This window comes from Shewanella frigidimarina NCIMB 400, assembly GCF_000014705.1.
GTDB classification, from domain to species: Bacteria; Pseudomonadota; Gammaproteobacteria; order Enterobacterales; family Shewanellaceae; genus Shewanella; species Shewanella frigidimarina.
The window spans coordinates 4,089,905-4,113,749 of record NC_008345.1; the positions used below are offsets into that span (position 1 = coordinate 4,089,905).

At 39.7% G+C, this 23,845-nt stretch carries 18 protein-coding genes and 3 pseudogenes; 11 read left to right on the plus strand and 10 right to left on the minus strand.

Annotated features, from left to right (window positions below; all coding sequences use genetic code 11):
- Positions 1 to 40: 40 nt before the first annotated feature.
- Positions 41 to 598, minus strand: coding sequence for an S-(hydroxymethyl)glutathione synthase (gfa, locus tag SFRI_RS17710; protein ID WP_041413216.1), 558 nt, complete (start codon positions 596 to 598; stop codon positions 41 to 43).
- Positions 599 to 662: 64 nt separating this feature from the next.
- On the minus strand, positions 663 to 1,814 hold the full coding sequence (locus tag SFRI_RS17715; protein WP_011638870.1) for an iron-containing alcohol dehydrogenase: 1,152 nt from the start codon (positions 1,812 to 1,814) through the stop codon (positions 663 to 665).
- Positions 1,815 to 2,151: 337 nt separating this feature from the next.
- Between SFRI_RS17715 and SFRI_RS17720 the strand changes: the two genes are divergently transcribed.
- Positions 2,152 to 3,021 (plus strand): LysR family transcriptional regulator, encoded by an 870-nt coding sequence (locus SFRI_RS17720; protein ID WP_011638871.1) that lies wholly within the window; start codon positions 2,152 to 2,154, stop codon positions 3,019 to 3,021.
- Positions 3,022 to 3,612: 591 nt separating this feature from the next.
- Here the strand turns inward: SFRI_RS17720 and SFRI_RS17725 are convergent.
- From SFRI_RS17725 to SFRI_RS17750, 6 genes and pseudogenes are all read right to left on the minus strand, one after another.
- On the minus strand, positions 3,613 to 4,020 hold the full coding sequence (locus tag SFRI_RS17725) for a hypothetical protein (RefSeq protein WP_011638872.1): 408 nt from the start codon (positions 4,018 to 4,020) through the stop codon (positions 3,613 to 3,615).
- Entirely contained in the window at positions 4,013 to 5,815 is a 1,803-nt protein-coding gene (locus SFRI_RS17730; RefSeq protein ID WP_011638873.1) for a site-specific integrase, read from the minus strand. The genes SFRI_RS17725 and SFRI_RS17730 overlap by 8 nt, the downstream gene beginning before the upstream one ends.
- Positions 5,812 to 7,449: a hypothetical protein gene (locus tag SFRI_RS17735; RefSeq protein ID WP_011638874.1), complete on the minus strand. Its 1,638-nt coding sequence runs from the start codon at positions 7,447 to 7,449 to the stop codon at positions 5,812 to 5,814. Before SFRI_RS17735 ends, SFRI_RS17730 begins: the two co-directional genes overlap by 4 nt.
- Positions 7,450 to 7,457: 8 nt before the next feature.
- Entirely contained in the window at positions 7,458 to 8,591 is a 1,134-nt protein-coding gene (locus SFRI_RS17740; protein ID WP_011638875.1) for a tyrosine-type recombinase/integrase, read from the minus strand.
- Between the two features lie 69 nt (positions 8,592 to 8,660).
- Positions 8,661 to 9,617 (minus strand): annotated as a pseudogene (locus tag SFRI_RS17745) (IS1595 family transposase).
- Positions 9,618 to 9,949: 332 nt separating this feature from the next.
- Positions 9,950 to 10,441 (minus strand): tyrosine-type recombinase/integrase, encoded by a 492-nt coding sequence (locus SFRI_RS17750; RefSeq protein ID WP_011638876.1) that lies wholly within the window; start codon positions 10,439 to 10,441, stop codon positions 9,950 to 9,952.
- 1,076 nt (positions 10,442 to 11,517) lie between these two features.
- Here SFRI_RS17750 and SFRI_RS17760 point away from each other — a divergent pair.
- Positions 11,518 to 12,639, plus strand: a complete 1,122-nt coding sequence (locus tag SFRI_RS17760; RefSeq protein ID WP_041413218.1) for an AlbA family DNA-binding domain-containing protein — start codon at positions 11,518 to 11,520, stop codon at positions 12,637 to 12,639.
- A 128-nt stretch (positions 12,640 to 12,767) separates the two neighbouring features.
- Complete coding sequence (locus SFRI_RS21695) at positions 12,768 to 12,938, plus strand: hypothetical protein (protein WP_165870202.1); 171 nt, start codon at positions 12,768 to 12,770, stop codon at positions 12,936 to 12,938.
- A 94-nt stretch (positions 12,939 to 13,032) separates the two neighbouring features.
- Here SFRI_RS21695 and SFRI_RS21085 read toward each other — a convergent pair whose 3' ends face one another.
- Together SFRI_RS21085 and SFRI_RS17770 are read right to left on the minus strand one after the other, a co-directional pair.
- Complete coding sequence (locus tag SFRI_RS21085; RefSeq protein ID WP_011638878.1) at positions 13,033 to 13,455, minus strand: antitoxin Xre/MbcA/ParS toxin-binding domain-containing protein; 423 nt, start codon at positions 13,453 to 13,455, stop codon at positions 13,033 to 13,035.
- Positions 13,456 to 13,506: 51 nt separating this feature from the next.
- Entirely contained in the window at positions 13,507 to 13,773 is a 267-nt protein-coding gene (locus SFRI_RS17770; protein ID WP_011638879.1) for a hypothetical protein, read from the minus strand.
- Between the two features lie 152 nt (positions 13,774 to 13,925).
- Between SFRI_RS17770 and SFRI_RS17780 the strand changes: the two are divergent.
- From SFRI_RS17780 to SFRI_RS17810, 8 genes and pseudogenes are all read left to right on the plus strand, one after another.
- Positions 13,926 to 15,005, plus strand: a pseudogene (locus SFRI_RS17780) (IS3-like element ISShfr8 family transposase).
- A gap of 47 nt (positions 15,006 to 15,052) precedes the next feature.
- Positions 15,053 to 15,253 (plus strand): annotated as a pseudogene (locus SFRI_RS21795) (LexA family protein); the annotation flags it as partial.
- A complete protein-coding gene (locus tag SFRI_RS17785) occupies positions 15,254 to 16,510 on the plus strand; it encodes a Y-family DNA polymerase (RefSeq protein WP_011638882.1) in 1,257 nt (418 codons plus the stop codon). It abuts the pseudogene before it with no gap.
- 1,000 nt (positions 16,511 to 17,510) lie between these two features.
- Positions 17,511 to 17,867, plus strand: a complete 357-nt coding sequence (locus SFRI_RS17790) for a hypothetical protein (RefSeq protein ID WP_011638883.1) — start codon at positions 17,511 to 17,513, stop codon at positions 17,865 to 17,867.
- Positions 17,868 to 17,942: 75 nt separating this feature from the next.
- Positions 17,943 to 19,292: a TolC family protein gene (locus SFRI_RS17795; RefSeq protein WP_011638884.1), complete on the plus strand. Its 1,350-nt coding sequence runs from the start codon at positions 17,943 to 17,945 to the stop codon at positions 19,290 to 19,292.
- Entirely contained in the window at positions 19,289 to 20,215 is a 927-nt protein-coding gene (locus SFRI_RS17800; protein WP_011638885.1) for an efflux RND transporter periplasmic adaptor subunit, read from the plus strand. The genes SFRI_RS17795 and SFRI_RS17800 overlap by 4 nt, the downstream gene beginning before the upstream one ends.
- A 90-nt stretch (positions 20,216 to 20,305) precedes the next feature.
- Positions 20,306 to 23,422: an efflux RND transporter permease subunit gene (locus SFRI_RS17805; protein WP_011638886.1), complete on the plus strand. Its 3,117-nt coding sequence runs from the start codon at positions 20,306 to 20,308 to the stop codon at positions 23,420 to 23,422.
- An 89-nt stretch (positions 23,423 to 23,511) separates the two neighbouring features.
- Positions 23,512 to 23,826 (plus strand): P-II family nitrogen regulator, encoded by a 315-nt coding sequence (locus SFRI_RS17810; protein ID WP_041413220.1) that lies wholly within the window; start codon positions 23,512 to 23,514, stop codon positions 23,824 to 23,826.
- Positions 23,827 to 23,845: the final 19 nt, after the last annotated feature.

Sequence of the window (23,845 nt, forward strand, 5' to 3'; positions counted from 1 at the left end):
CTCCCAGAACTGATTGATAAAACAGAAACGAACTCAGACTTTAGCCGTTATTCGCGACATGAGTCGCGATGGCGTCCATCAATACAGGAGACAAGGTGTCGTAAGGCTTGAGCCCTAACTCTTTAAGGGTTTTACGCACATCTCCCATGGATTCAGGCGCTGCGCCCGACTCGATGACCGATGAGACAAATGCGGCAAACTCCGGTGCTGACCAACCTTGCTCTAAAGATAGTTCGGTATGGACAAAATCTAAACCATGGAAGGGGTGGCCCGTGTTTTCGATGCGGCCAAACATATGCGTACCGCACTCATTGCAGGCATAACGCTGAATCGTTGCCGATTCGTCGATAATGATCAACTTGTGAGGATTTTCAGTGACGCTCACCTTGTCACGTGCGACAACGGCAACTTGAGAAAACAAGGCACCTTCAGGCTTCCAGCATTTGCTACAACCGCAAACATGATTGTGGGCAGTCTGTGCACCAACAGCAACTTCAACGGGCTTGCTACTGCACTTACACAATAAATAACCGCCAGAAAAGCCATCACGACCGGCAACAATACCGTTATCGACTTGAGGGTGAATTAAAGTTTTAATAATGATTACTCCATGGATATTTAGTTAAGACAACCTCCATCTGAGGCTGTCTGTTTGGTTTGAATTACATAGCTTTCTTGAAAATATTAATAATATCTTCAGTGGTTGCCTTTCTTGGATTTGTTAAGGAGCAGGCATCATTCAGGGCGTTGATTGCCATAAACTCAAGCTTGCCCTCCTTAACACCAAGATCAGACAGTTTCTGATCTGTGCCAACCGAAGCAGATAGCTTCTCGATAGCAAGGATGCCAGCTTCAGCAGCATCGACTAACGTCATGCCCACAGTATCTACACCCATCGCTTTCGCCACCTCGGCAAAACGCTCCACTTTTTCAGCCGCGTTAAAACGTGACACTACCGGTAACAAGATGGCGTTACAGAGACCGTGCACCAGGTCATAGGCACCACCAAGTTGGTGAGCCATCGAGTGTACATAGCCTAATGAAGCATTAGAGAACGCCATACCTGCAAGGTACTCACCGTATTGCATAGCCTCACGAGCCTCACGATTTTCACCATTGTCGACTGCCGCTTTCAGGTTTTGGGCAATAAGCTCAATAGCTTTAACTGCTAACGCATCAGTTATTGGCGTGGCTGCCGTCGACACATAAGCTTCTACCGCATGAGTCAATGCATCCATGCCTGTCGCTGCCGTGAGGAACTTAGGCATTGCAACCATCAACTCTGAGTCGTTTACTGCAATTATTGGGGTCAGGTTTTTATCTACAATCGGGTATTTAGTTTCATCTTCCTCATTGGTCACGATGGCAAATATCGTCATCTCTGCTGCAGTACCAGCTGTAGTATTCACCGTCACCAGAGGAAGTTGTGACTTAGCCGACAGATGAACCCCTTTAGAGTAATCACGAATGTGACCGCCGTTGGCCGCGACCAATGCGATGCCTTTAGCACAGTCATGTGAAGAGCCTCCGCCGAACGAAATAACGAAGTCACATTTTTGCGCTTCGAGCAGAGCCAAACCCTGATCAATATTTTTTTCTGTCGGGTTCGGCTTAACGCCATCAAAAATTGTGAATGCGATATCGTGAGTAGATAACTCATCTGTCAGCTTATCCACCAACTTGATATCTACTAATGCCTTATCTGTAACAATCAGTGCCTTGATGAAGTTTCTTGCCTGCAGTTCTTTGCCTAACAATTTGATAGCATGTTGTCCCATCAGAGACATTGGAGGCATATAAAATGTAGTACTCATTTGTCTTTCCTTGTATTGAATAAAAAAGGGTAAATTTGCTAATGGGTCGATAATTTTGAGGCGATAAACTGGCCTAGGTTTGATGTCAAAGCCTGAATATCTTTGCCTGTATCGCTTGGATGACAAGGATTATATTCTGCTCAAAAATAATGATAATCCCATAATTTTGAAAATATCTTTTTCCCCTCAGTAACAATTTAAGGTGTAAAAAGAACTCCCCCCCTTTGTGATATCAGAACAAAAGGAAATTCACTCTTATTTAAGATACAAATTGCATCTCCAGAATTTTTGACGATAATGAGTATTATTGAAGACCTATAATTACTAGGAAACAACAATGTTTAATTGGGAAGGCGTTAGCGAATTTGTCGCCGTTGCAGAGGCAGAGAGCTTTACTAAGGCTGCAAAACGGCTTGGGATATCAACCGCGCAAGTCAGCAGGCAGGTTAGCGCATTAGAAACCCGAATGGCTACTAAGCTGTTTCACCGCACCACACGTAAAGTGTCGGTGAGCGAAGTGGGCCGGATCTATTATCAACACTGCAGACAAGTGCTCGATGGATTAGAAGAGGCCGAGCGCGCAATTACCAATTTACAGAGTACACCGAGAGGGCTGTTAAAAATTACCGCCCCAGTAACTTATGGTGAAAAAACGCTTGCGCCGCTGGTGAACGACTTTATCGCTAAATACCCGGAGCTTGAAGTAAAGATAAATCTAACGAATCAGAAGGTCGACTTAATCGATGAGGGGTATGATCTCGCCATTCGACTCGGACAGCTTGAAGACTCGAGTATGATGGCCAAAAGACTGTGCTCCAGAACTCAATATGTCTGCGCCTCCCCAGATTATGTTTCAACTTTTGGCATACCTCACTCACTGTCGGAGCTGGAACAACATAACTGTCTGCTGGGAACATTAGATTACTGGCGATTTCAGGAAAATGGAAAGACGAGAAATGTCAGGGTTAAGGGTAATCTGACCTGTAACAGTGGCCATGCACTCGTTGATGCCGCGATAAAAGGCATAGGCATCATTCAGCTACCTGACCACTATGTCTTGCCTTTTTTAGAAGATGGACAGCTTGTTCCACTACTGGAGCAAAACCGTCAACCTAAAGAGGGGATCTGGGCACTTTATCCACACAACAGACACCTATCACCTAAGGTGCGCATGCTACTCGATTACCTGAGTAAGGCTCTAAGCTAAGTGCTGATTCCGAGGGATCCCCCACAAATTTAGTAGGATTATTGCGGAGCCAGTATTAAATTCTGCAGCATCTAAATGGCTGACTGACAATGCGATTTCAACAGCTTCAAATTCCTTTCTTTGTATGCTCTCAAGCTAATAAATTAGTTTGAGAGCATGTGCGGTGCTTTATTGTGTTTGCTTGATATTACCTGTGTTTACCAGCAGCTTTGACTGCTAAACTTAGCTGGGGATATCAATTAAGCCCCTAGGGCATGAAATATGAACTCACGGATAGAGTAGCCACAACCTCCTCTCTCCGATTTTAAAGAACAATCTATTACACGAGACCTATGCCTCATGAATTTCGGTCGTTATCGCATATCCGATCACCATACTTTACCTAATGACTATAGTCATTTTATGAGCTTAAGCTCTAAAACGTTTATGTCCAAAAGTGTGTTTGAAAGTGATCAAACTTTATAAATACCACGTTACATGTAACTAACTATATGTAATTGTTTTATATGGATTTGTTTGTTGTTGCGATTTTATTGAAATTAAACCATCAATTAATCTCAGTAAATCTATTGATTTTAGCTTTTAATACAATTACTTACTACAATATAACTGTGTAACATTGCTGTTTTTAGCACTAACACCACTTAACACCATATTTTTCCGTATTAACGTAGCGTTTTGCGATTGAACCTTAGATAACATGGCTTTTAACTCCTCGACCTCAGTTCGAAGTTCTCGATTGCGCTCTTTGTATTCATTCAGCTCAATTTGCTTGGCATCACGCTGCTGTCGAATAGCTTTATTCACACCACCTTTAATACGCTCTAACAGGTCAGGGCAATCGCGATGAATCAACGCTCGGCTTACGCCAGCTTCTTCGGCAACGGCAGCAACACTCATTTTACGCTTATCAGAGACAACATTAGGCCGAGCTTTTTCTATGCGAATAATGGCAAGTCTTACCGCTTTATGTGTCGACTTTTCTTTCTGGTTAGACATTCTCTACCTCGATTAGATCTCTTTGGCTAAACTTCTGCTTCATGGCTTCAACATCGATACCTAAAGCACTCAATACCTTTTCACAGCGTTCCATACCTTTCCTAGCTGCATCTCTACCTGCTTCCCCTATATCATCCAACTGCATAAGTTTTATTTGCTGAACAAGCATCCCCTCCCAGTAGGGAAGATGCCGTTTATCTACAATTCCGCTCTCGCAGCTATCGGGCTTACCGCACTTACATTCATCATCATTGGTACACCATCCAATACCTGTTGAACGGATAGGAATAGAGCTAGAGTAGGCTTTAGCCATATCACTGAGAGAGCCGAAAGTTTTAATTAGCTCTCCATCTGCACGGACTTTCTTGATGTTTTTAGCCATATCGCCACCCGTAATCGGTGTGTCTAGTTCAAACCAGTCTTGCTTGATTTCTTCTTCGATCAAATACTTTTCTCGGAGCAGTTCTTCGAATAATTCTGCGTCTAAATCTTCGTTAAAGGCATACAGAGCCGTCATGGTGATTGACCAGTGTTTAAAATGGTCTTTTAGTGCCCTTAAATCACCCAATTCAGAATGCACTGCATAGTTGGCAAAGGTGCGGCGAAACTGGTGCGCTGACAAATTCCAGTTGCAATCTATCTGTTGACATAAATTAGGCAACCTATGAACAGTAATTGTACATCCAGACAACAGGCTAATAGCGTTACTTTTTTTAGATACCGACAAACAAATATGGTCTGAGATTTGTTCTAGCCTATTAACTTCCACATGGTCTTGACTATCCCTTGCTTTTGATAAGTCATTTTCAAGCTGCTTTTGCAATGGCGCACTATAACGACCAAGAATGTCGATAGCTTGAGTTGCAATCTCTGGCGCAATCCATTCAGCTAATCCCGTATGGGTCTTCTCTGACGCGGTTTCAATGTAGTAATACGTCACCTCATCTCTTGTCTCACTGCGATACGCTCCGCGTTTAATACCTAAAACCTCATGGATACGCATACCTGTTGTGAGTAGCAACCAGAAGATGCAACTGTCTCGCAGCAGTAATGATTCACGCTTACCTTTTGATGCCAAAATTTCATCAGCCCTGTCTAAACATGACTTTGTAAACTTACAGAGTGGAATTAGCACTTCGTTAGGGATGATAGGGGTTTTGGGTTTGGTTTTCGCTTTTTGAGCGGCCTCTCCAATCAGTCCTGCCTGCATATTGGCACCAGAACCAGGCCAAGGATGCTCTTTAACAAAATAAAATGCTTTGCAACACTGATAAAGGTTTTCCACTGCGAGGAACTTAAGCGTTTTTGTTGTTAACGAAAGAGGCTTTATTTCGCCATTCCGCTTTGCGCTTAGTCTATTCACATACTTAACATAAGCACTAGAGGTAAAAGCAGTCAAGCCATGCGTTGCAGTTGTGTCTGAACTCAAGGCCCATTTAAAGTAGCCTTTAAGAGAACTTAAAGAATGTAGTAAAGAGTTGACCGCTAATCCTTCTTTTAATTTATTCCATATGACCCATTTTGCCATTTGTTTCATTTCAGGGTTATTTATTGTGCCAAAATTAAGTGTAAGGTTACTTTTGGTGGTGCCTTTAGTCCCTTTAGCAGCAGGAAATTTCCATAGTTCTTCTTCATATCGAGAGTAAACTTGATAGTGACCGTTGGCTAACTTTACATAGGTTACAATGCCCGTCAGGGTGCCATCAATCGCTCGCTCTAGTGTGCTTTGATTAGGCTTTGAACATTGCTGCTCCGCAAACTCAACGTCCGTTAGTATCAACTCAATCAAACTCATTGTGTCACCTTTAACATATCGAGATTTTGCCAGTATGGATGTGGATTGGTTCTTGCTCGTTCCTTTTCAGCATTGACATGCTGCAATTGACCAAGCTTGGCAAACTCAGGCACAACCTCTTCATCCACAATTCTGAGCACGTTCTTTAGGTGCCGCTTCCAGTCTTTACGACCAAATTCATCACGGTTACGAATTATTGCCCAATAGAAGCTAAAGAGCTTATACAAATCATTGCCTGTAATAACGAAGCTCTTACAACGGAAACACCCTAAGAAGTCATTACAGAACGTTCCATCTTTCGGTGCTTTATCCCCATTTTTCGGGTCTTTACAATGGCCGACAGGAACGCTTGGAGCATCGCAAGTTAGCTCTTTGACTCGTATTTCACCCATCAAACCTAGGTTACGTTTTGATTGCTCAGGGGCTTGCAAATAGTAGTCAAGTGAACTTGTTCCACTATGTTTAGCTTGCTGTGCTGCAATCAACAAACTTTCACCACTCAGTTCGTACATGCCATTGATGAAAGTTTTGCGAATACGACTGATATTAAGCTTAATTGTGCGTCCATCTTCATCCTTTAGGTCGTTTTCTTTGATGAATTTTTTTATGTTGAAGTGCAGCGATAAGTCTGACAGAGAGGTAATAGCGCTTTTACTGTTGCTAGCGACATATAAGAATACTAAATTGCTACCACTCACTTGCCTCAATGACGAGCTTAGCTGAATAATGGTATCGATCAGGTAAGCCACATCTAGTTTTACCCCTTGTACTACCTCAACGTTTTCTGATTTGCGCAAGTTATGTAATTGTTTTGCATTACCCCGCTTTTTAAACACAGTTAAAAGCTTTCGATTATCTTTAAGTGGATGATCAGTTAAAGCATCCGTTGTCATGTTAAGCAGTGGTGAAGTATTGATACCCGTTTGAATTGCCACAGCAAGTAGGCACAACGTTAATTCGTAACCCGACAATGACTCTCTCTTTTGATAAATAGGTTTAACCGCTTGCTTTAACGCAACAACAACCTGTCTTTTCTCATAGGGAGAGAGTGATCTTTCACTTTTTGCATGTTTACCGGAGTTTGGAAAAGGATTCTTGGGGAAAAAATCACTATTAAGGTTGATGTCATCGACAAGTGGCCAGTAGCCTTTTTCTTTCATACGGACTAACAATGACTTGAGGTGCGTGTAGAGAGCTTTTTGAAAGCTAGGTTTAAACTCACTACCTTTGAGGTGCAGCAAATATTGTTCAATCAGTCTAGGCGTAATGTCATTTTGCGTTAAATCTCCCCTGACTGAGTGCCTGAATAACTCAAGATATTGTGCAAAATAGCGAAAGCCATTCTTTAAATACGTGTGCTGAGTTTCTTCAGTAAAAGCATTAGTGTTTCTCAGTAACGCCTTTGCAGTGTAGTAAACTCGATTCGTGATGTCGTCGTAGCCTTTGCCGTAATAAGAGGTAAAGTCGAAGTTTACGCCATTGCCACCTTTAGAACCCAGATTTGGGTAGGTAACAACTGGGTGTATTGCTCGCACTAAGCCTTGGCTTTGGGGGGCGTCAACGGTTAGCTCTACTGCCGAAGTTTTCCTGATCTTATCTTTGTTGATGGTGAGGTATTTTCGTTGTCTTGCCATGCTACTGCCTACACAATTGCATCAATTTGTTGTTGATACTCAATCGACAGGTCGTCCACCAAATCATTAACCAGATGTAAATATTTCATTGTGGTGGTAATACTGGAATGTCCAAGACGGCTTTGTAGATACATCAATGGCTCAAACTTACTGCTTTTGCGCTCTAAGAGCCCTTTGAGCATGTGAGTTGCATAGGAGTGTCTTAACATGTGCGGAGCCACATGAAAGGGCAGATTCAGAGATTTGAGCGCCTTTCCAAAGGCAGAGCCTTGCGAAGCCCATTCTTGACCATCAGAGGTTAAGAAAAGGCAATCTGAGTTCACTCCTGATTCTTGTTGCTTCTGAAAACGAGCTTCATTTACATAACGCCACAAATCTTCCATTAGCCTTGATGGAATGTGTATTTTGCGCTCTTTCTCACCCTTAGTCCGTGAGATATTTACTTCGTAGTAAGTTTGGTTTCCAGAAGGTTTTCGTATTACGTGTAGGGGGAAAAGCAGTAGCTCCTTACGCCTAATTCCTGTCTGTAGACATAAACGAACCATCAGTTTGAGCGTTGGGTTTTCAATCGAAGATAACAATTCTTGAACTTCATAGGCAGATAAAAACTCTGCTTTCTTTTCAAAAGTTTTCATCATCAAGTCCGAGCTGTATTTTTTGCCACCATTTCTCTCGGTATGAGCCAAAAACTGCTGACCCTTTCGCACCGAAACCGACTCTAGTGAGTAAGGCAATGAGTCAAACCACTTGCCAACACCATAACTGTAAAACCGCACGATCGTTCTTAGGTGTTGGTTGGTTGAATTGACCGACATGCCAAACTCACCAACGCAAAGGTCACGATAGGCGCTGACTAACATTTCATCTTCACTACTTTCAGAAATATTTCGCCAATCTAAACCGTTATGTTCACAGAATGTCAGGAATTGATTTAAGTGGCGGGCATAAGTCCACCAAGTATTTTCACTGTCTACTCGCCCACGTTTCAAGCACTCATAAATAAGGAATTGCATTGCTTCCACACAAAGCATTCCAGATTCAATCCCTAGCTTTGCATTATCAACTTCCCACGTTAAGAGGGGAAAGTTAGGGTACTTTACACTTTCAATTTCAAAGTCAGATGTGGATTTAATGCAAAGCATAACCGCCTCAATGTACTGTATATTAATAAGGGCTATCCACTTAGCACAACCAACCACTATATATTGTGGTTATCGATTTTTAATTGATTGGTACGTTATCGGCTTAGAACGCACTGCTTGCTCAAGCAACCTGTAGAATAATAATCCCCGAGAATCTGACTTTCTTCTGTTGAAGCGAAATGTAAACTCATCTAAATAATAATCAAGTTGCTTAGCCTTTACCGCGCCTTGATACGTACCTAAAAGCCATCTTTTACATAATGATGAGACTCGATGTACCCCAGCCATTGTTTCATGTGCAGGTACAGATGAACCTAAATGCACTATCCGATTATGCTTATATCCTTTTTTGTCTATTTGTTTGTATGCTTGAGAACCATCACTACAAATTGTGCTACCAGGTTCTATTACATCTTGAATGAATTGATGGATATGTTATTTAGTTGCACTTTCTACTTGCCTTAAACGTATCCGACCAAATCCAGAGGGTGATAGCAGCTCAACAGCAACCAAAACTACAGCTTTACGCTTACCCTGTTGATTTTTAATAGATGATTGTGGAACGAGGCCACCTATTAGTGTTTCGTCAACCTCAACGATGCCGGACAACTTATCCCTTTCAGGATCAACCATGGCATATCTTAATTTGTGCATTAATGACCAAGCGGTTTGATAACTCCCAAGACCTAATAGCCTTTGAACTCCAAGAGCGCTGACACCATTTTTTTGATTCGTAATAAACCAGACCGCAGCAAACCAACTTTTCATTGGGGTTCTTGTTTTGTCAAAAAGTGTACTTGATGTTACTGAACACAGAGAACGGCAAGCATGACATTTTAACTTGCCATTACGTAACTGATAAGGTGATTGATGGCTTGAACAGCTTGGGCAAATGAATCCGTTTGGCCAACGAAGTGCGTAAAGGTAGCTAATGCAAGATTGTTCATCATGAAACCAATCAACAAATTCGTCCCAATTTTTAGGGTAATCGACGCCAGCTTTTAATAAATACGATGAAGTTTTCATTACTACATATTGACACTGGTATCGCTAAATGGACAGCCCTTATATTAATACAGTGTAACTGTGGGCATTATGCTTTGCTACAAAAATAAAAGATTTTTTATGTGGACATTGGTATGTAAAACGTTTCTGGACAAAAGTGAGTTAGATTTTATACTCTAAAATATATGGTTTGCATTATAATAAGTATAGCAAAGCTCGATATACAGGTGTTTTTAGTGATTAGTTTCAATCAATAAATTCTTTACATATATATGACCCAAAGATATTATAAGTCATTGATTAATAGTCAGAATACCACGAAAAATAGCCTTAGGTTCTGGGGGCATACCGTATTAACAATCAGTAGATTCTGAAAGTGTAAGAGCATCCTCCAATTCAACACCAAGATAACGAATTGTGTTGTCTACTCTAGTATGTCCGAGTAAAAGTTGGACGGCTCGAATATCCTTAGTTTTTGCATAGACTAATGTTGCTTTGGTTCGTCTCATTGAGTGAGTCCCATACAAGTTAGGATCTAGACCAATATTTGATGCCCACGACCTGACAAGAGAACGATAATACGAATAGCTAATCGGTTGCTCATTTCGTATTAAGCTTGGAAATAAATAATCACTTGTCTTTAGAGCTGCGACAAAAATCCATTTCATCAGACTTTGTTGAGTTCTAGCAGTGACTTCAAACTGGACTTCAACATCCGTTTTCTGCTGAATAAGCTTAACTCTTGCAAACATTCGTTCTTGTGACGATATATCACAAACCCTCAGAGGAAGTAGGTCACTTGTGTATGACCATATTAAAGTTTGATAAAAAATTAAGGTTTTCATGAACGGTAATGACGCAATAGTTTGATAAATTATCAGAGGACAAATTTCATTTTTTGATAATAAAGTTTGTTATGTATCATTGAAAGTGTAACATCTATCTTAATGATTAATATCTGCGGTTGTAAGGGTTAACTGAACTAAAGCATTATTCTTATAGAGGTAGTGCTTTCTTTGCTGATTGGAATCTAACAGAGGCGATGTTGCCAAACTCATTTCTGCCCCATTATGAGTTAATCACGATTTCTGACTTGCATCATTTATCTAATGATAGACCCAAATATCGACTTCGGAATCTATAAAGCAGTGATCAAAAAGATGCACCACTACACAGATATAAACCTTAGAGGTAATTAAAAGTGTATTATTTTCGTAGTTATATTGTTGGCGGTTATGCATATTATAGAAGTAAAAGTTTTGGCCATTCTGGGGCAGTGTCTATGGTATTGCTTTCATCATTAGGTTTTGTTTTTCTCATCTTGCATGGGGTGTTAAATGCAAATGATGTTAGTTTTTTTTCAGATGTTAGCGTGAGCGGGTATTTTTTTATATTTTTAATATGTGCTTTATGGCTATACATTTATTCACTTTTTTGTAAAAGGTTAAAAATATATGAACTTGATTTTGAAATCAGTATAGACCCTAGAAAAATTAGGTTGCATAGCTATGTAACATATTTTTTTATTACGATATTCATTGTTGTTCGAGTTTTTATTTGAACATTTTATACGAGACACCCATTGTTTCGGGCCTAAGCCCCAGCGCGTTATAGTTTGGCTGCTCGGTTTGTTTCTCTACTGCTTGTTCGACTTGTTCATCACTGGCTCGTTTCTGTCCATCAACGTTCCAGGTAATCTTGGCGACAAGATTTTCCTAATTCCTTCTGAGCCAAGCCCTCAGAGCTTCTATGGAGATAAGTATTATTCAAATTTATCTAAGGCTTACTAGCGACTAAGTCGTGCCGAAATTATGCCAGCCACTACTGTACTTTAGTTCCAACTTCCTGTTATTACGCTACTTATGGCATTATGAGCTCATCAACACGTTCAATATACATAATTTCATCAGTGGATTATTTTATGACAAATAGCTTAATGGTTCGGGATGTGGATACACAGCTTAAAAATATTTACGATACTTTTGAAAGAGTTAACAGTGGTAATATCAATGGCATTGGCCCTTGGTCTACGCTGTATAAAGAAACATTCTTGTGGGATAAATTTAGAGTTTTTGAATCACATTGGATGTCATATGTATATGACAGATCGGTGACTTTTCCCGAAATACACTCCATTCTCCAGATAATTAGACCTACCTTAGAGCAAGCATTAGATATCTCCGCTCCACCATTGATTCAAGAAAAAATGTATGAGCTAAGTAGGTTAGCGTTAGAAATAAGATTATACGGAAAAACAGAAGATCGAGAAAAATACGTCAGAATGGCTGCACCATTAAAGTGTTTCCCTCCTACGTTACGCTACTACATTGAAGCCGTTGAAGCTCATGCGAAATTTGCAGACTATTTGCTATATGGTAGTCCATCACCTAGAACGCTTGAAAGGATTTTGAAGTTAGTTATCGGTATCTCCAATTGTCCTAAAGGAGGAGTAAAATATTTAGAAAATTTTCAAAGCCTCTGCTTAGATTATACCCAACCAGATAATAAAGAAGCTTTGGAGATAATAAGACGTGATGAAGGGCAACATGTTGAGTTTAAAGCATGTTATCAGTCTTCTAACACTAAACGTCAGTATGATAAAAAGAATCTCAGCCAACAGCGAATTACATCAGTTGTCGCATTTTTGAATTCAAATGATGGAAATTTATTTATAGGTGTGGATGACGATATGACTATACATGGAATTGAAGACGAGCTAATGCAGTACCATAGCGACTCAGAAGACAAATTTGTAATGCAGCTCACATCTCTTTTTCGGGATAGTATTTACACGCGTACCACTGATAACCTTGAACTTAAAGCCCTAGCAAAGCCTAAGGAGCTAATTACGATTAGCTTAGTTTCGATTAATGGTCATACCGTTGCATGGGTTCAGGTGAAACAATCAAGAGAACATTTATTCTTTTATCGAGAAAGTAAAAGCAACTATCAATTTTTTATCCGTACAGGGCGTAATAAGGAAAAAATAAAACCTGAGGATATTGAGCGTTATCTTGCTCTTCAAGATGGTATTTCAGTATAAGAGTATTAATTCAGCTAATGTGAAACGAATTAAATAGTGTAAAGACCCTAACTCATTTCTGTCCAAAAACGGTTTAGTAAATGGCCCATTTATACCTATAATACAAATTTTGTAAGAGGAGTTCCTTTGTGAAAAAACATGGCTCAGCAAAAGGTATTTTAAAGGATATTAAAATAGACGGTTCTTTAAATGATGATGAATCTTTGCTATTTGCTATAGATGAAGATTGTGAAATAGCTGAAATAGTTCATCGGCGACGTGATCAAGAAGAAATCGAAATTGGGATTGATGACTTGTAATAGTCTTTAATGAAAACTAACTGTCCATAACTAATTTCTTGATGAATTTATCTAAAGTTCCAATAGAGATTGTTTGCATCCTAACTAATTTTTTTCATGTTGTCATTCCATGAGAGAGTTTATTTAGTTCTTCTGAAACAAGTTTAATACCCATTACTGTATCAAGATAATTCAGCGGGGTTTCATTGTATAATTGGAGGTTTGGAGTGTTTAACCATTTCAAAGCGGCTGCATTATTACCGTGATATTGCTCGGCTTGAGCTAAAACTTCAATAATCATTAACATACGTTCGCTCTGATTCGGGGATAGTCGACAAACAAATTTTAAACTTGTGCTACCTGAAGCTTTTCCTATCAGCAAGATTACATGCTTTTTATTCAATCCCATTAATCTTGCTGCTTCATCCAGCATTGCTTCAGGTAAACCTATTTTGAGAAACTGAATAATGTTAAGTAATGAATCATCCTTAAAATCAAAGTCTTTGCCACCAAGTATATAGAAAGCTTTCTGATACATAGATTGTCCTAAACAATTTTTTTGATAAATACATTTGATTCTGTAACGATATCAAGTTGCTTTTACTGAACTCACCGTAAAAGTAACTTGTTGCGGCTTGCCCTGCAACGACCTTGTAAATATAGGTTTAGAAACTACAGGTGAGTAGTGATGATCAACTTTTTCGCATTCATCTATGTGTTGAATTAATGCTTTGATCGCATTTTTATATTGTTCAGGAACTCTCATCACTATCGTTTTTTCATATCTAGTCTTGCGGCCAGCACCTTTACGTACACCACCATGCGCCCCTTTATGAGCATCACTTTTATCTGCCATACTTAGAACCTCTTGATTACGTAACGATATCAAGGTAGCTTGATTTGGTTACATAATCAAATAAAACGTTACAAGTTTGGGCTAATCCCCCCTAAAAATAGTAGATTTCAAAAGTAGAATTTTCTCGTAATATATACGCAGGGAGATTCTGCATGAAAACATCAAAATTTAGCGACAGCCAAATCCTAGCAATCCTTAAACAAGCCGAAGCTGGCACCCCAGTTCCGGGGCTTTGCCGTGAGCATGGCATGAGCTCTGCGACCTTCTACAAATGGCGCGCCAAATTCGGTGGCATGGACGCTTCTATGATGGCGCGATTGAAGGAGTTAGAGGCTGAGAATTCACGACTCAAAAAAATGTATGCCGAAGAGCGACTCAAAGCTGAAATACTCAAAGAGGCCATCGAAAAAAAGTGGTAAAGCCGTCGCGGCGGCGGGAGCTGGCGCAAAAGGCGGTGAGCCATTTCGATCGCATTTGCGTGTGCCTTGTTTGGACTCAGTGAGAGCTGTTATCGCTATCAGGCAAAACTCAGTGATGAAAACGCTGCAATAGCCGACTGGTTACAGCAACTGACATCAACCCATCGGAGTTGGGGGTTTGGGCTATGTTATTACTTTTTACGTAACGTGAAACGCTACCGATGGAACCATAAGCGGGTGTATAGGATTTACCGAGAATTGGAGCTAAATCTACGAATTAAGCCGAGGAAACGCTTGAAGCGTGATAAACCGGACACATTGGCGGTGCCAGAGGCAATCAATGAATGTTGGTCCATGGACTTTATGCACGACCAACTGGAAGATGGTCGCAGCATTAGGTTATTGAACGTGATTGATGATTACAACCGTGAAGGCTTGGCGATAGAAGTCGACTTCTCCTTACCTGCGGAGCGTGTGGTGAGAACATTGGATCAAATCATCGAATGGCGTGGAAAACCAAAACAGATACGCAGTGATAATGGTCCAGAGTATATAAGTGCGGTACTGGCTGCCTGGGCTGAAAAACACAATGTAGAACTGAAATTTATTCAGCCTGGCAATCCACAGCAGAATGCCTATGTAGAACGCTATAATCGGACTGTGCGATACGAATGGCTGAGCCAATATCTTTGGAATAGTATTGCCGAGGTACAGGAACATGCGACACAATGGCTATGGTTTTATAACAATGAAAGACCCAATACAGCAATTGGTGGTGTCCCACCAAAGCAAAAACTGGCACTAGTGGCCTAAGTCTCTACTTTTGACCTCAGCTAAAAATGGGGAGATTACCAGACGGTCGAAACGGCGATGTAATAGTTGCCAATTTTAATGGCGAGTTTGTCTGCAAGATTCTAGATACCAAGCTGCGTGTTCTCCATTCCTCTAATCAACAATACCAACCTGTCACAATTCATGAATACGATTATTTTAGTATTGAAGGCGTAGTCACACGTTCTATTCGTTGCCACCGTCAAAGCCCTTTGTTGTGGGGTAATTAGATGTTTGCTCTAGTTGACGCGAATAGCTTCTATTGCAGTGCAGAACAAGTCTTTCGCCCTGATTGGCGTGGTAAGCCTGTTATTGTGTTGAGTAACAACGATGGGATGATTGTTGCTGCTAATCGTCAAGCTAAAGAGGCTGGAATTGGGAAGTTTCTACCTTACTTTCAAGTTAAAGCCTTATGCGCCAAACGTGGTGTTATTGTCTGTTCCTCAAACTATGAACTTTATGCTGACTTATCTAGCAAAATGATGGATATCATTGGCCGCTTTGCCCCTGAGCAACATGTCTACTCTATTGATGAAAGCTTCCTCTCTTTTAAAAACTGCTATCCCGCTATCAAATGCCTCCTTACGCAAGGCCAGTTAATCCGCCGTGCTGTGTGGAAAGAAGCGCGGCTAGCAGTCTGTGTGGGTATTGGTGAAACGCTTACTCTTTCTAAAATAGCCAACCATGCAGCTAAGAAGATTGAGGGCTACAAAGGAGTTTGTTTCATTAGTAATGAGCAAGAGCGTATAGCTATTTTAAAGCAGCTTGCTGTAGGGGATGTATGGGGGATAGGCCGCCGAATAAGTAAGAAGCTTGAATTAATGAATATCCGTACTGCGTTTCAACTTGCGTCTATGCCGCCGACACTGGCAAGAAAGCAATTTAGTATTGAAATAGAACGTACCGTTCGTGAGCTTAACGGCCAAGCCTGTAAAATATGGGATGAGTCGAGGGCAGATAAAAAGCAGATATTTTCGACTAGAAGCGTAGGTGAGCGCATCACAGATTATTCGTCGTTATTACAAGCATTGAGTAAGCATGTTGCTATCGCAGCGAGTAAAGCACGTAAGCAAGGTTCAAACTGCAAGACCTTGCTGATTTTTGCCAGTAATTCACCCCATGATGAACGGCCTGTAAGCTATAAAGCTATTGTACATTTTCCATGTCCAACCAACTGCACTGTTGAGCTAACCAAAGCTATGAGTGAGGCCGCACCAAAGCTATTTCGTGAGTTCGTACATTATTACAAAATCGGTATAGGGCTTATCGATTTAGCTAGCGAAAAACATAACCAATTCGATTTATTTAACCCTTCAAAGGCTAATCCCGCTTTGATGAATACGCTAGATGACATTAACCAACGCTATGGCAGTGATACGATGTTTCTAGCAGCTCAAGGCATAGAGCACAAGTGGTCAATGCGCCGTGATTTGCTAACGCCACAATACACAACCAAATGGTTCAGTGTACCCAGCATTAAGTGCTAACTAGGTTTTTGCTTTGATTAATGTTTTCACTGTTAGTATCACTCATATGCTTGGTTTAATTAGATAAATCAGACATTAGCTAATCACTGTTCCTTAGCTTGAAGCATTCGATGAACCTTCTTAAAATTGGTCTACCTTTCTTTTTACTGGCTTTTAGCTCAACAGCTATTGCAGCTGGAAATACGCGGCTTAGGAGGAGTTATTTATGTGCATATATGCTATGAGTATTGATTTTAAGGGCTTCTACAATACATATGGTCTAATAACAACATGTATTATATTGGAGCGTTTATTAATAACATGAATTTTAATGTGTAATCAGTAGTCCTTCACTGCTAAAAGATTGCTTCGTGTTTAAGTTAACTTACGTGAATAAAGTAATAATAAAAATTTGTTCCAGTCACTGTAATATTCTTCAATAATGAGCTAGCTAATGATGATGATCGTTAGCTGCAATCCGGTATGATGTGATTAAGTTGGCTTACTCAAGCTCGATATACCAGAAATCTCTATAAGAGAAACTGTTGCACTTACTTCAGCTCAGATTAATGGACAGTATTTATTTTGATAAAGTAACAAAATCAAGTTTTTGAAACGGAATGATGATACGTTAAGAGCTTGTATGTGAGTATTTTTGTTAAAAATGCTGCATTTACTTAAAACTTTGTACAGAGCCTGTACATATACCGTTCCAGCAAAACTAATGAATCCTAGTCAATGCATTTTATTAGCGATAACTTGTTTTCAGGCAGATTTTAATGTCATCGATGACTACCACTGTGAAGCGTTGCTATCGAATTGTACTTGAGTTCACCTCGTCATTCGCGAGTATTTAACTTTAATTTTAACTTTAAAATTTTATAGGCTCTTGTACATTCTTAAATAACAGGTTTAATATTCAGCGGGTAAAACACCGCCATCAGTCTTGAACAGAGTTAAATATGCATTGATTTTTTTATGGGGAATGTTAAAATCAAAATGTATCTAAATTGGGGTTAGCATGATTAAATTAGTATCGACAATTTTAATTTTTGTATGGGTTGTGTTTCAACCTATGACAAATATTGTCGATGCTCACCCGCTAAAAGCTTATGCTGAGATTTTATCAAGTACACCAATCGATAATAATGTATCAGTTATCAAAACACCTCCAGTTCATGATGTATCTACGACTGATATTCCTTCTTCAAATGAAATGTTTCACTGCCACCACCACAGTAGTCATTGCCATATCTATTTGTTAAGTGTCTATGAGGCTGAAACTGATATCCTCACAAAATACGCTCCATACAACTCATATTTATTTTCTATTCCAGAAACTCCTTTTTCAGCTTCAATTCGTCCTCCGATCGCCTAATTTTTATTCTAAGTCAATTTTTGCAAATGATAGAGTTTGCGCATTTTTATATCTTAAATAATTAGGTATTACAATATGTTAATGTTAAATCGTCCTCCAAAACTAGTTTTGGAGCTCTCGAGTCGTATTTATAATATACGGATTATTTCGTGTGTTTTCCTTGTGGCATTCTCCTTTACAATCAGCGCAGCAAGAGCATCATCGGCAGATCAAGCTATATCGCTGCCAACTGCAATGCAGCGTTCACTATCACAAAATCCTTCTCTTAAATTTTTTCCGTATCGAATTGATGCTCTGAATGGTCAAATGGAAACTGCTAAATTATCACCTGCTTATGAATTAGGTTTTGATACTGAAAATGTTGGAGGAACTGGAAATTACAACGGTATTAGTGGAGCTGAGTTCACTATAGCTTTATCCTCAGTTTTTGAAATGGATAACAAGCGTTTAGCTAGAATTGGGACTGTATCTTCTGAATTGTCATTATTAGAAGCAAGCAGGCAGGTTGAGTCACTGGCTTTACTTGGTGATGTTACTCGTCGTTATGTTGATGTACTTGCTGCACAAGAACAAGTTGTTCTTGCACAGGAGGCTACTCAACTAAGCATTGATACTTTGGATATTGTAAAAAAACGCGCTGCTGCAGGTGCTACACCCGATGCAGAAGTTAAACGAGCATTAGCAGCCTTAGAGCAAGCCAGGCTATCATTATTTGCCGAACAGCAACGCTTATCTTACTTAAAAGTTTCGTTATCGAGTTTGTGGGGATCATCCTCACCTGACTTTGAGAATGTTGAGGGGAATTTATTTCAGTTTGGGGAAGATATCTCATTTGAACAATTGTTTGAAAGAGTCAAACTTAACCCTGCAATAGAGATTTTTGCATCAGAAGCTCGTTTAAAAGATGCTGAAATACGTGTTGCTAAAACACAGTCAAAATCTGACATTAGTTGGTCTGTGGGGGTTCGTCGAGCTCAAGATACAAACGATACAGCACTCGTAGCTGGCTTCAGTATGCCTTTATTTTCTGGCTCTAGGAATCAAGGTGCTATTTCAACAGCCATTGCAGAAAAAAATCAAGTATTCGTAAAACGTGATGTCATGTTATTGGATATGCATAATCAGTTATTTCGAGCTTTTTACAATAGAAAACAAGCTATTTTAGTCGTTAACTCATTGCGTTCCACCATCATCCCTTCTTTAGAGCAAGCACTGATTGAAACTCAAGATGCATATCAGCGTGGAAGGTACGGTTATCTGGATTATGTGAGCTCTCGTCAGGAGTTGTTAAGTGCAAGACGTACATTAATTGAAGCTGCAGGTTCAGCATTAACTTATGGTGCAGAAATCGAACAATTGACATCAGAGCCTTTAGCTAGCTCGCAATATAACGAGAACATCAAATTATCAGGAATATCTCAATGAAATTAATTTCTAGTTTTACAAAAGTTCTATTCTTAACCAGCTTCTTATTTTTTACAGGGTCTATTTTTGCAGAGTCTGGTCATGGAGATGAATCAGAACATGAAGAGGAAGGGCATATAGAATTATCTAACGAGCAAATACAGCATGCCGGAATAGTGGTTAGCACCGTTGGTGCCAATGTTATTCGTGATGTATTACCTGTTTATGGTTTGGTTGCTACTAATGCTGAAAGTTTGCAAGTGGTTAATGCCAGATTTGATGGTGTGGTACGTGATGTAAAGAAGAGCATCGGTGATCCGGTCCGTAAAGGTGAAACATTGTTAATTGTTGAAGCAAATGAAAGCTTGAAAAACTATTCAATAACTTCTGAAATTAATGGATATATCACACAGCGAAATATAAATATTGGAGAGAAAACAAATGAAACTCCTTTACTGGTGATTCAAGATTTTTCTACTGTTTGGGTAGAATTAAGCATATTTCCGAAGGATCTTCCTTTGGTCAAATTAAATCAGACGGTTAACATACAAAGTACTGATTTAAAAAATATTTCAGAAGGTAAAATTATTTATATTTCACCATTTGGACAAGTGCAAAGCCAAGCCACTAAAGCTCGTGTTCTACTTGAAAACAGCAACAACATTTGGAAGCCGGGCTTATTTGTTAATGCCAACATTACACTTGATGAAATAAATGCGCCAGTTTCTATACGTAATGAAGCAATACAAGTTATTGAAGATAAAAATGTAGTTTTTGTCAAAGGTGAATCTGGGTTTGAACCACGCGAAGTGAGCCTTGGTCGAACAGATGGTCAATATAGTGAAGTTCTAACGGGTTTGTCGGTTGGTGAAATGTATGTGAGTAACAATAGCTTTGTTTTGAAGTCTGAGTTGGGGAAAGAGGATGCTGAACATGGGCATTAAATTTTTTATGCGTCTTCGTTTACCTTTATACCTTATTTATGTTTTTAAATTTAGACATAATCGGTTGTGTGCTTCAAATAGGAGTTTTAAATGATTGATAAACTCATTCAATTTTCCATAACCCGCCGGTGGTTGGTTATGTTTTTTGTTTTGCTAACGGGTGCACTAGGCGTTTGGAATTATCAACATCTTCCTATTGATGCTGTACCTGATATTACCAATGTTCAAGTTCAAATTAACACAGAAGCACCTGGGTATTCACCACTAGAAGTTGAGCAGCGAGTCACCTATTTGGTTGAAATGTCAATTGCAGGTTTACCTTATGTTGAGAGTACTAGATCGCTATCTCGTTACGCACTCTCACAAGTTACTGTTGTGTTTGAGAAAGGAACTGATATTTATTTTGCTCGGAATCTTATTAACGAACGTTTGCAACAAGCTAAAAGTGAGATGCCGTCAGGTATTGAGCCCGTAATGGGACCTGTTGCAACTGGATTAGGTGAAATCTTTCACTATTCAGTTCATGCAGCGCCAGGGGCTTTGCAAGCAGATGGACAACCTTACGATGCAACAGCTTTGCGTACATTGCAAGATTGGGTTATTCGTCCTCAATTGCGTTTGGTTGAGGGGGTTACTGAAGTAAATACAATCGGAGGGTATGAAAAGGAGTTTCATATTACACCAGAACCTTCAAAGCTATTGGCTTACCAAATTAGTTTTGATGATTTAGTCGCTGCGTTGCAGAAAAATAATTCGAATGTAGGTGCTGGGTATATAGAGAAAAATGGTGAACAATATTTGATCCGTGCTCCAGGTCAGGTTACTGATATTTCATCGATTAAGCAGATCATTGTTGCTCGTAGGGATGGAATTCCTATTACCGTAGGTGATGTTGCAGAGATTGGGTTTGGTAAACAGCTTAGAACTGGTGCTGCAACTCGCGATGGCGAAGAAACTGTGTTGGGCACAGCTGTTATGTTGCTTGGCGGAAATAGTAGAACTGTTTCTCAGGCAGTATCAGCAAAATTGCTTGAGATTAATAAAACTCTTCCAGAAGGTGTGATTGCTGAACCAGTTTACGATCGTACTGTATTGGTAGATAAGACGATTGCAACAGTTCAGACCAATTTAGCTGAAGGTGCTGTGTTGGTCATTGTCGTTCTTCTCGTTATGCTGGGTAATGTTAGGGCTGCTTTATTAACTGCCATGGTGATCCCTTTATCGATGTTGATGTTGATGACTGGCATGGTAGAAACCAAAGTAAGCGCAAATCTCATGAGTCTAGGTGCACTTGATTTTGGGTTAATTGTTGACGGTGCTGTAATCATAGTTGAGAACTGTATTTTAAGGCTGGCAGGAAGACAGCATCACCTGGGGCGAATATTGACATTGGATGAACGTTTTCAGACCGTCTTTACGGCTACCCGTGAAGTGTTTACTCCAAGTCTGATAAGTGTTTTAGTTGTTATTATGGTCAATTTGCCAATTTTGGCGCTGACAGGTGTCGAAGGTAAAATGTTTACTCCAATGGCAATGGCCGTAATCATGGCTTTATTGTCTGCACTTGTATTGTCTCTCACTTTTGTTCCTGCGGCAGTCGCTTTGTTTATGACAGGCCACATAGAAGAAAAAGACAACTTTATCGTCAGTCAATCTAAACGATTATATCTGCCAATTTTGTCGATTGTGTTGAGATTCCGAGTACTTGTAATTTCAATAGCATTGATATTTGTGATTTTAGTCGGATTTGTTGCAACAAAAATGGGAACCGAGTTTGTTCCTAATCTTGATGAGGGCGATATTGCGATCCAAGCACTTCGAATTCCAGGGACCAGTTTAACTCAATCATTAGATATGCAGTTTAAGTTGGAGAAGGCAATTCTAGAGATTCCGGAGGTTAAAACTTATTTCTCGAGAGTTGGTACTGCAGAGGTTGCGAGTGATCCTATGGGGCCAAATATATCTGATGGTTATGTGATGCTTAAGGATCATAGTGAGTGGCCAAATCCTGAAAAGACTAAGGCTCAACTTTTAGAAGAAATAAGTGAAAAACTAGCCTTACTACCAGGTAATGCTTTCGAAATAAGCCAACCTATTCAACTTCGGTTTAACGAATTGATTTCAGGTGTCAGATCTGATTTAGGTATAAAAATTTTTGGAGATGATTTATCTAAATTACTGAGTTCAGGTGCTGAAATAGCAAAAGTGTTAAGTAGTATTGAAGGGGCTGAAGGCGTAAAAGTAGAGCAAGTTTCTGGATTACCCATCTTATCAATTGATGCTGACAGAGCTGCTATGTACCGTTTAGGCTTAAACGTCTCGGATGTCCAAGATGTAGTTGCTGCTGCAACGGGAGGTGAGAGTGCTGGCTTGATTTTTGATGGTGATCAACGTTTATCAATCGTTGTAAGGGTTGATGAGAGGGTTCGAGGAAATTTAGAAGCGTTAGAGCGTTTACCTATTCCGTTACCTGAAGGTGGTTATGTACCATTAAGAGAAGTCGCTAAACTTACTTTAGCACCTGGCCCTAATCAGATTTCACGTGAAAATGGAAAACGAAGATTGGTCGTTAGCGCGAACGTCCGTGGTAGAGATCTAGGCGGATTTGTTGCAGAAGTACAAAGTAAGGTTGCTGAGCAAGTCAAATTATCTCCAGGATATTGGTTAGAATACGGTGGTACTTTTGAGCAATTACAATCTGCTTCTGATCGTTTAACTATACTTGTGCCTATAACATTGATAATGATATTTGCTCTTTTAATGATGACATTTGGCTCAGCAAAAGACGCAGCTTTAGTCTTTAGTGGAGTACCACTAGCCCTTACTGGAGGCGTCATAGCTTTATGGTTGCGTGATATCCCTCTATCTATTACAGCTGGTGTAGGTTTTATTACTTTGTGCGGCGTTTCTGTTTTGACGGGGGTTATGATGGTATCTGCATTTAAAGATGAACTGGATCGTGGAAGTCCTATCGATCAAGCTATTCAAACTGGTGCAATGTTGCGATTAAGACCAATTATGATGGTTGCACTTGTTGCAGCATTAGGGTTTTTACCAATGGCGCTTAATACTAGCACTGGTGCAGAAGTCCAGAGACCACTAGCTACAGTCGTTATTGGTGGGATCATTTCATCAACATTACTCACTTTATTAGTATTACCTGGCTTGTACAGACTTACTTGGCGAAAGACGAAACAGCTAAAATAGTAATTAAAATTTAAGTATGAAGAAGGGATTGCGGTGTTCGAGTTGTCCGTAATCCCTTTAAATATAATTTCAAATTGACAGGTAAAAATATGAAAAAAATTACTGCATTAATTCACCATGTAAGGTCTGCCGATGTTATACAAGCATTACAAGATTCTGGCTACGGAAATATATCAATATTTGATGTCAAAGGAACATTGAAAGCTCTTCGGGAAAGTGAGTTAGCATATTCTTCTGAAGCTGGTGTTACTATCTCTGAAGTTCAGCTATCTCTTATATGTGAAGATGAACAAGTAGATGAAGTTATATCAATTATTAGAAAAATAGGTAAAATTGGAACGGAAATTTCTGGGTGGGTTTACGTTAGTCCAATTGACACAATCCTTCCAATTGGTGGCATTTAGATACTTAGTTTAAAATAAT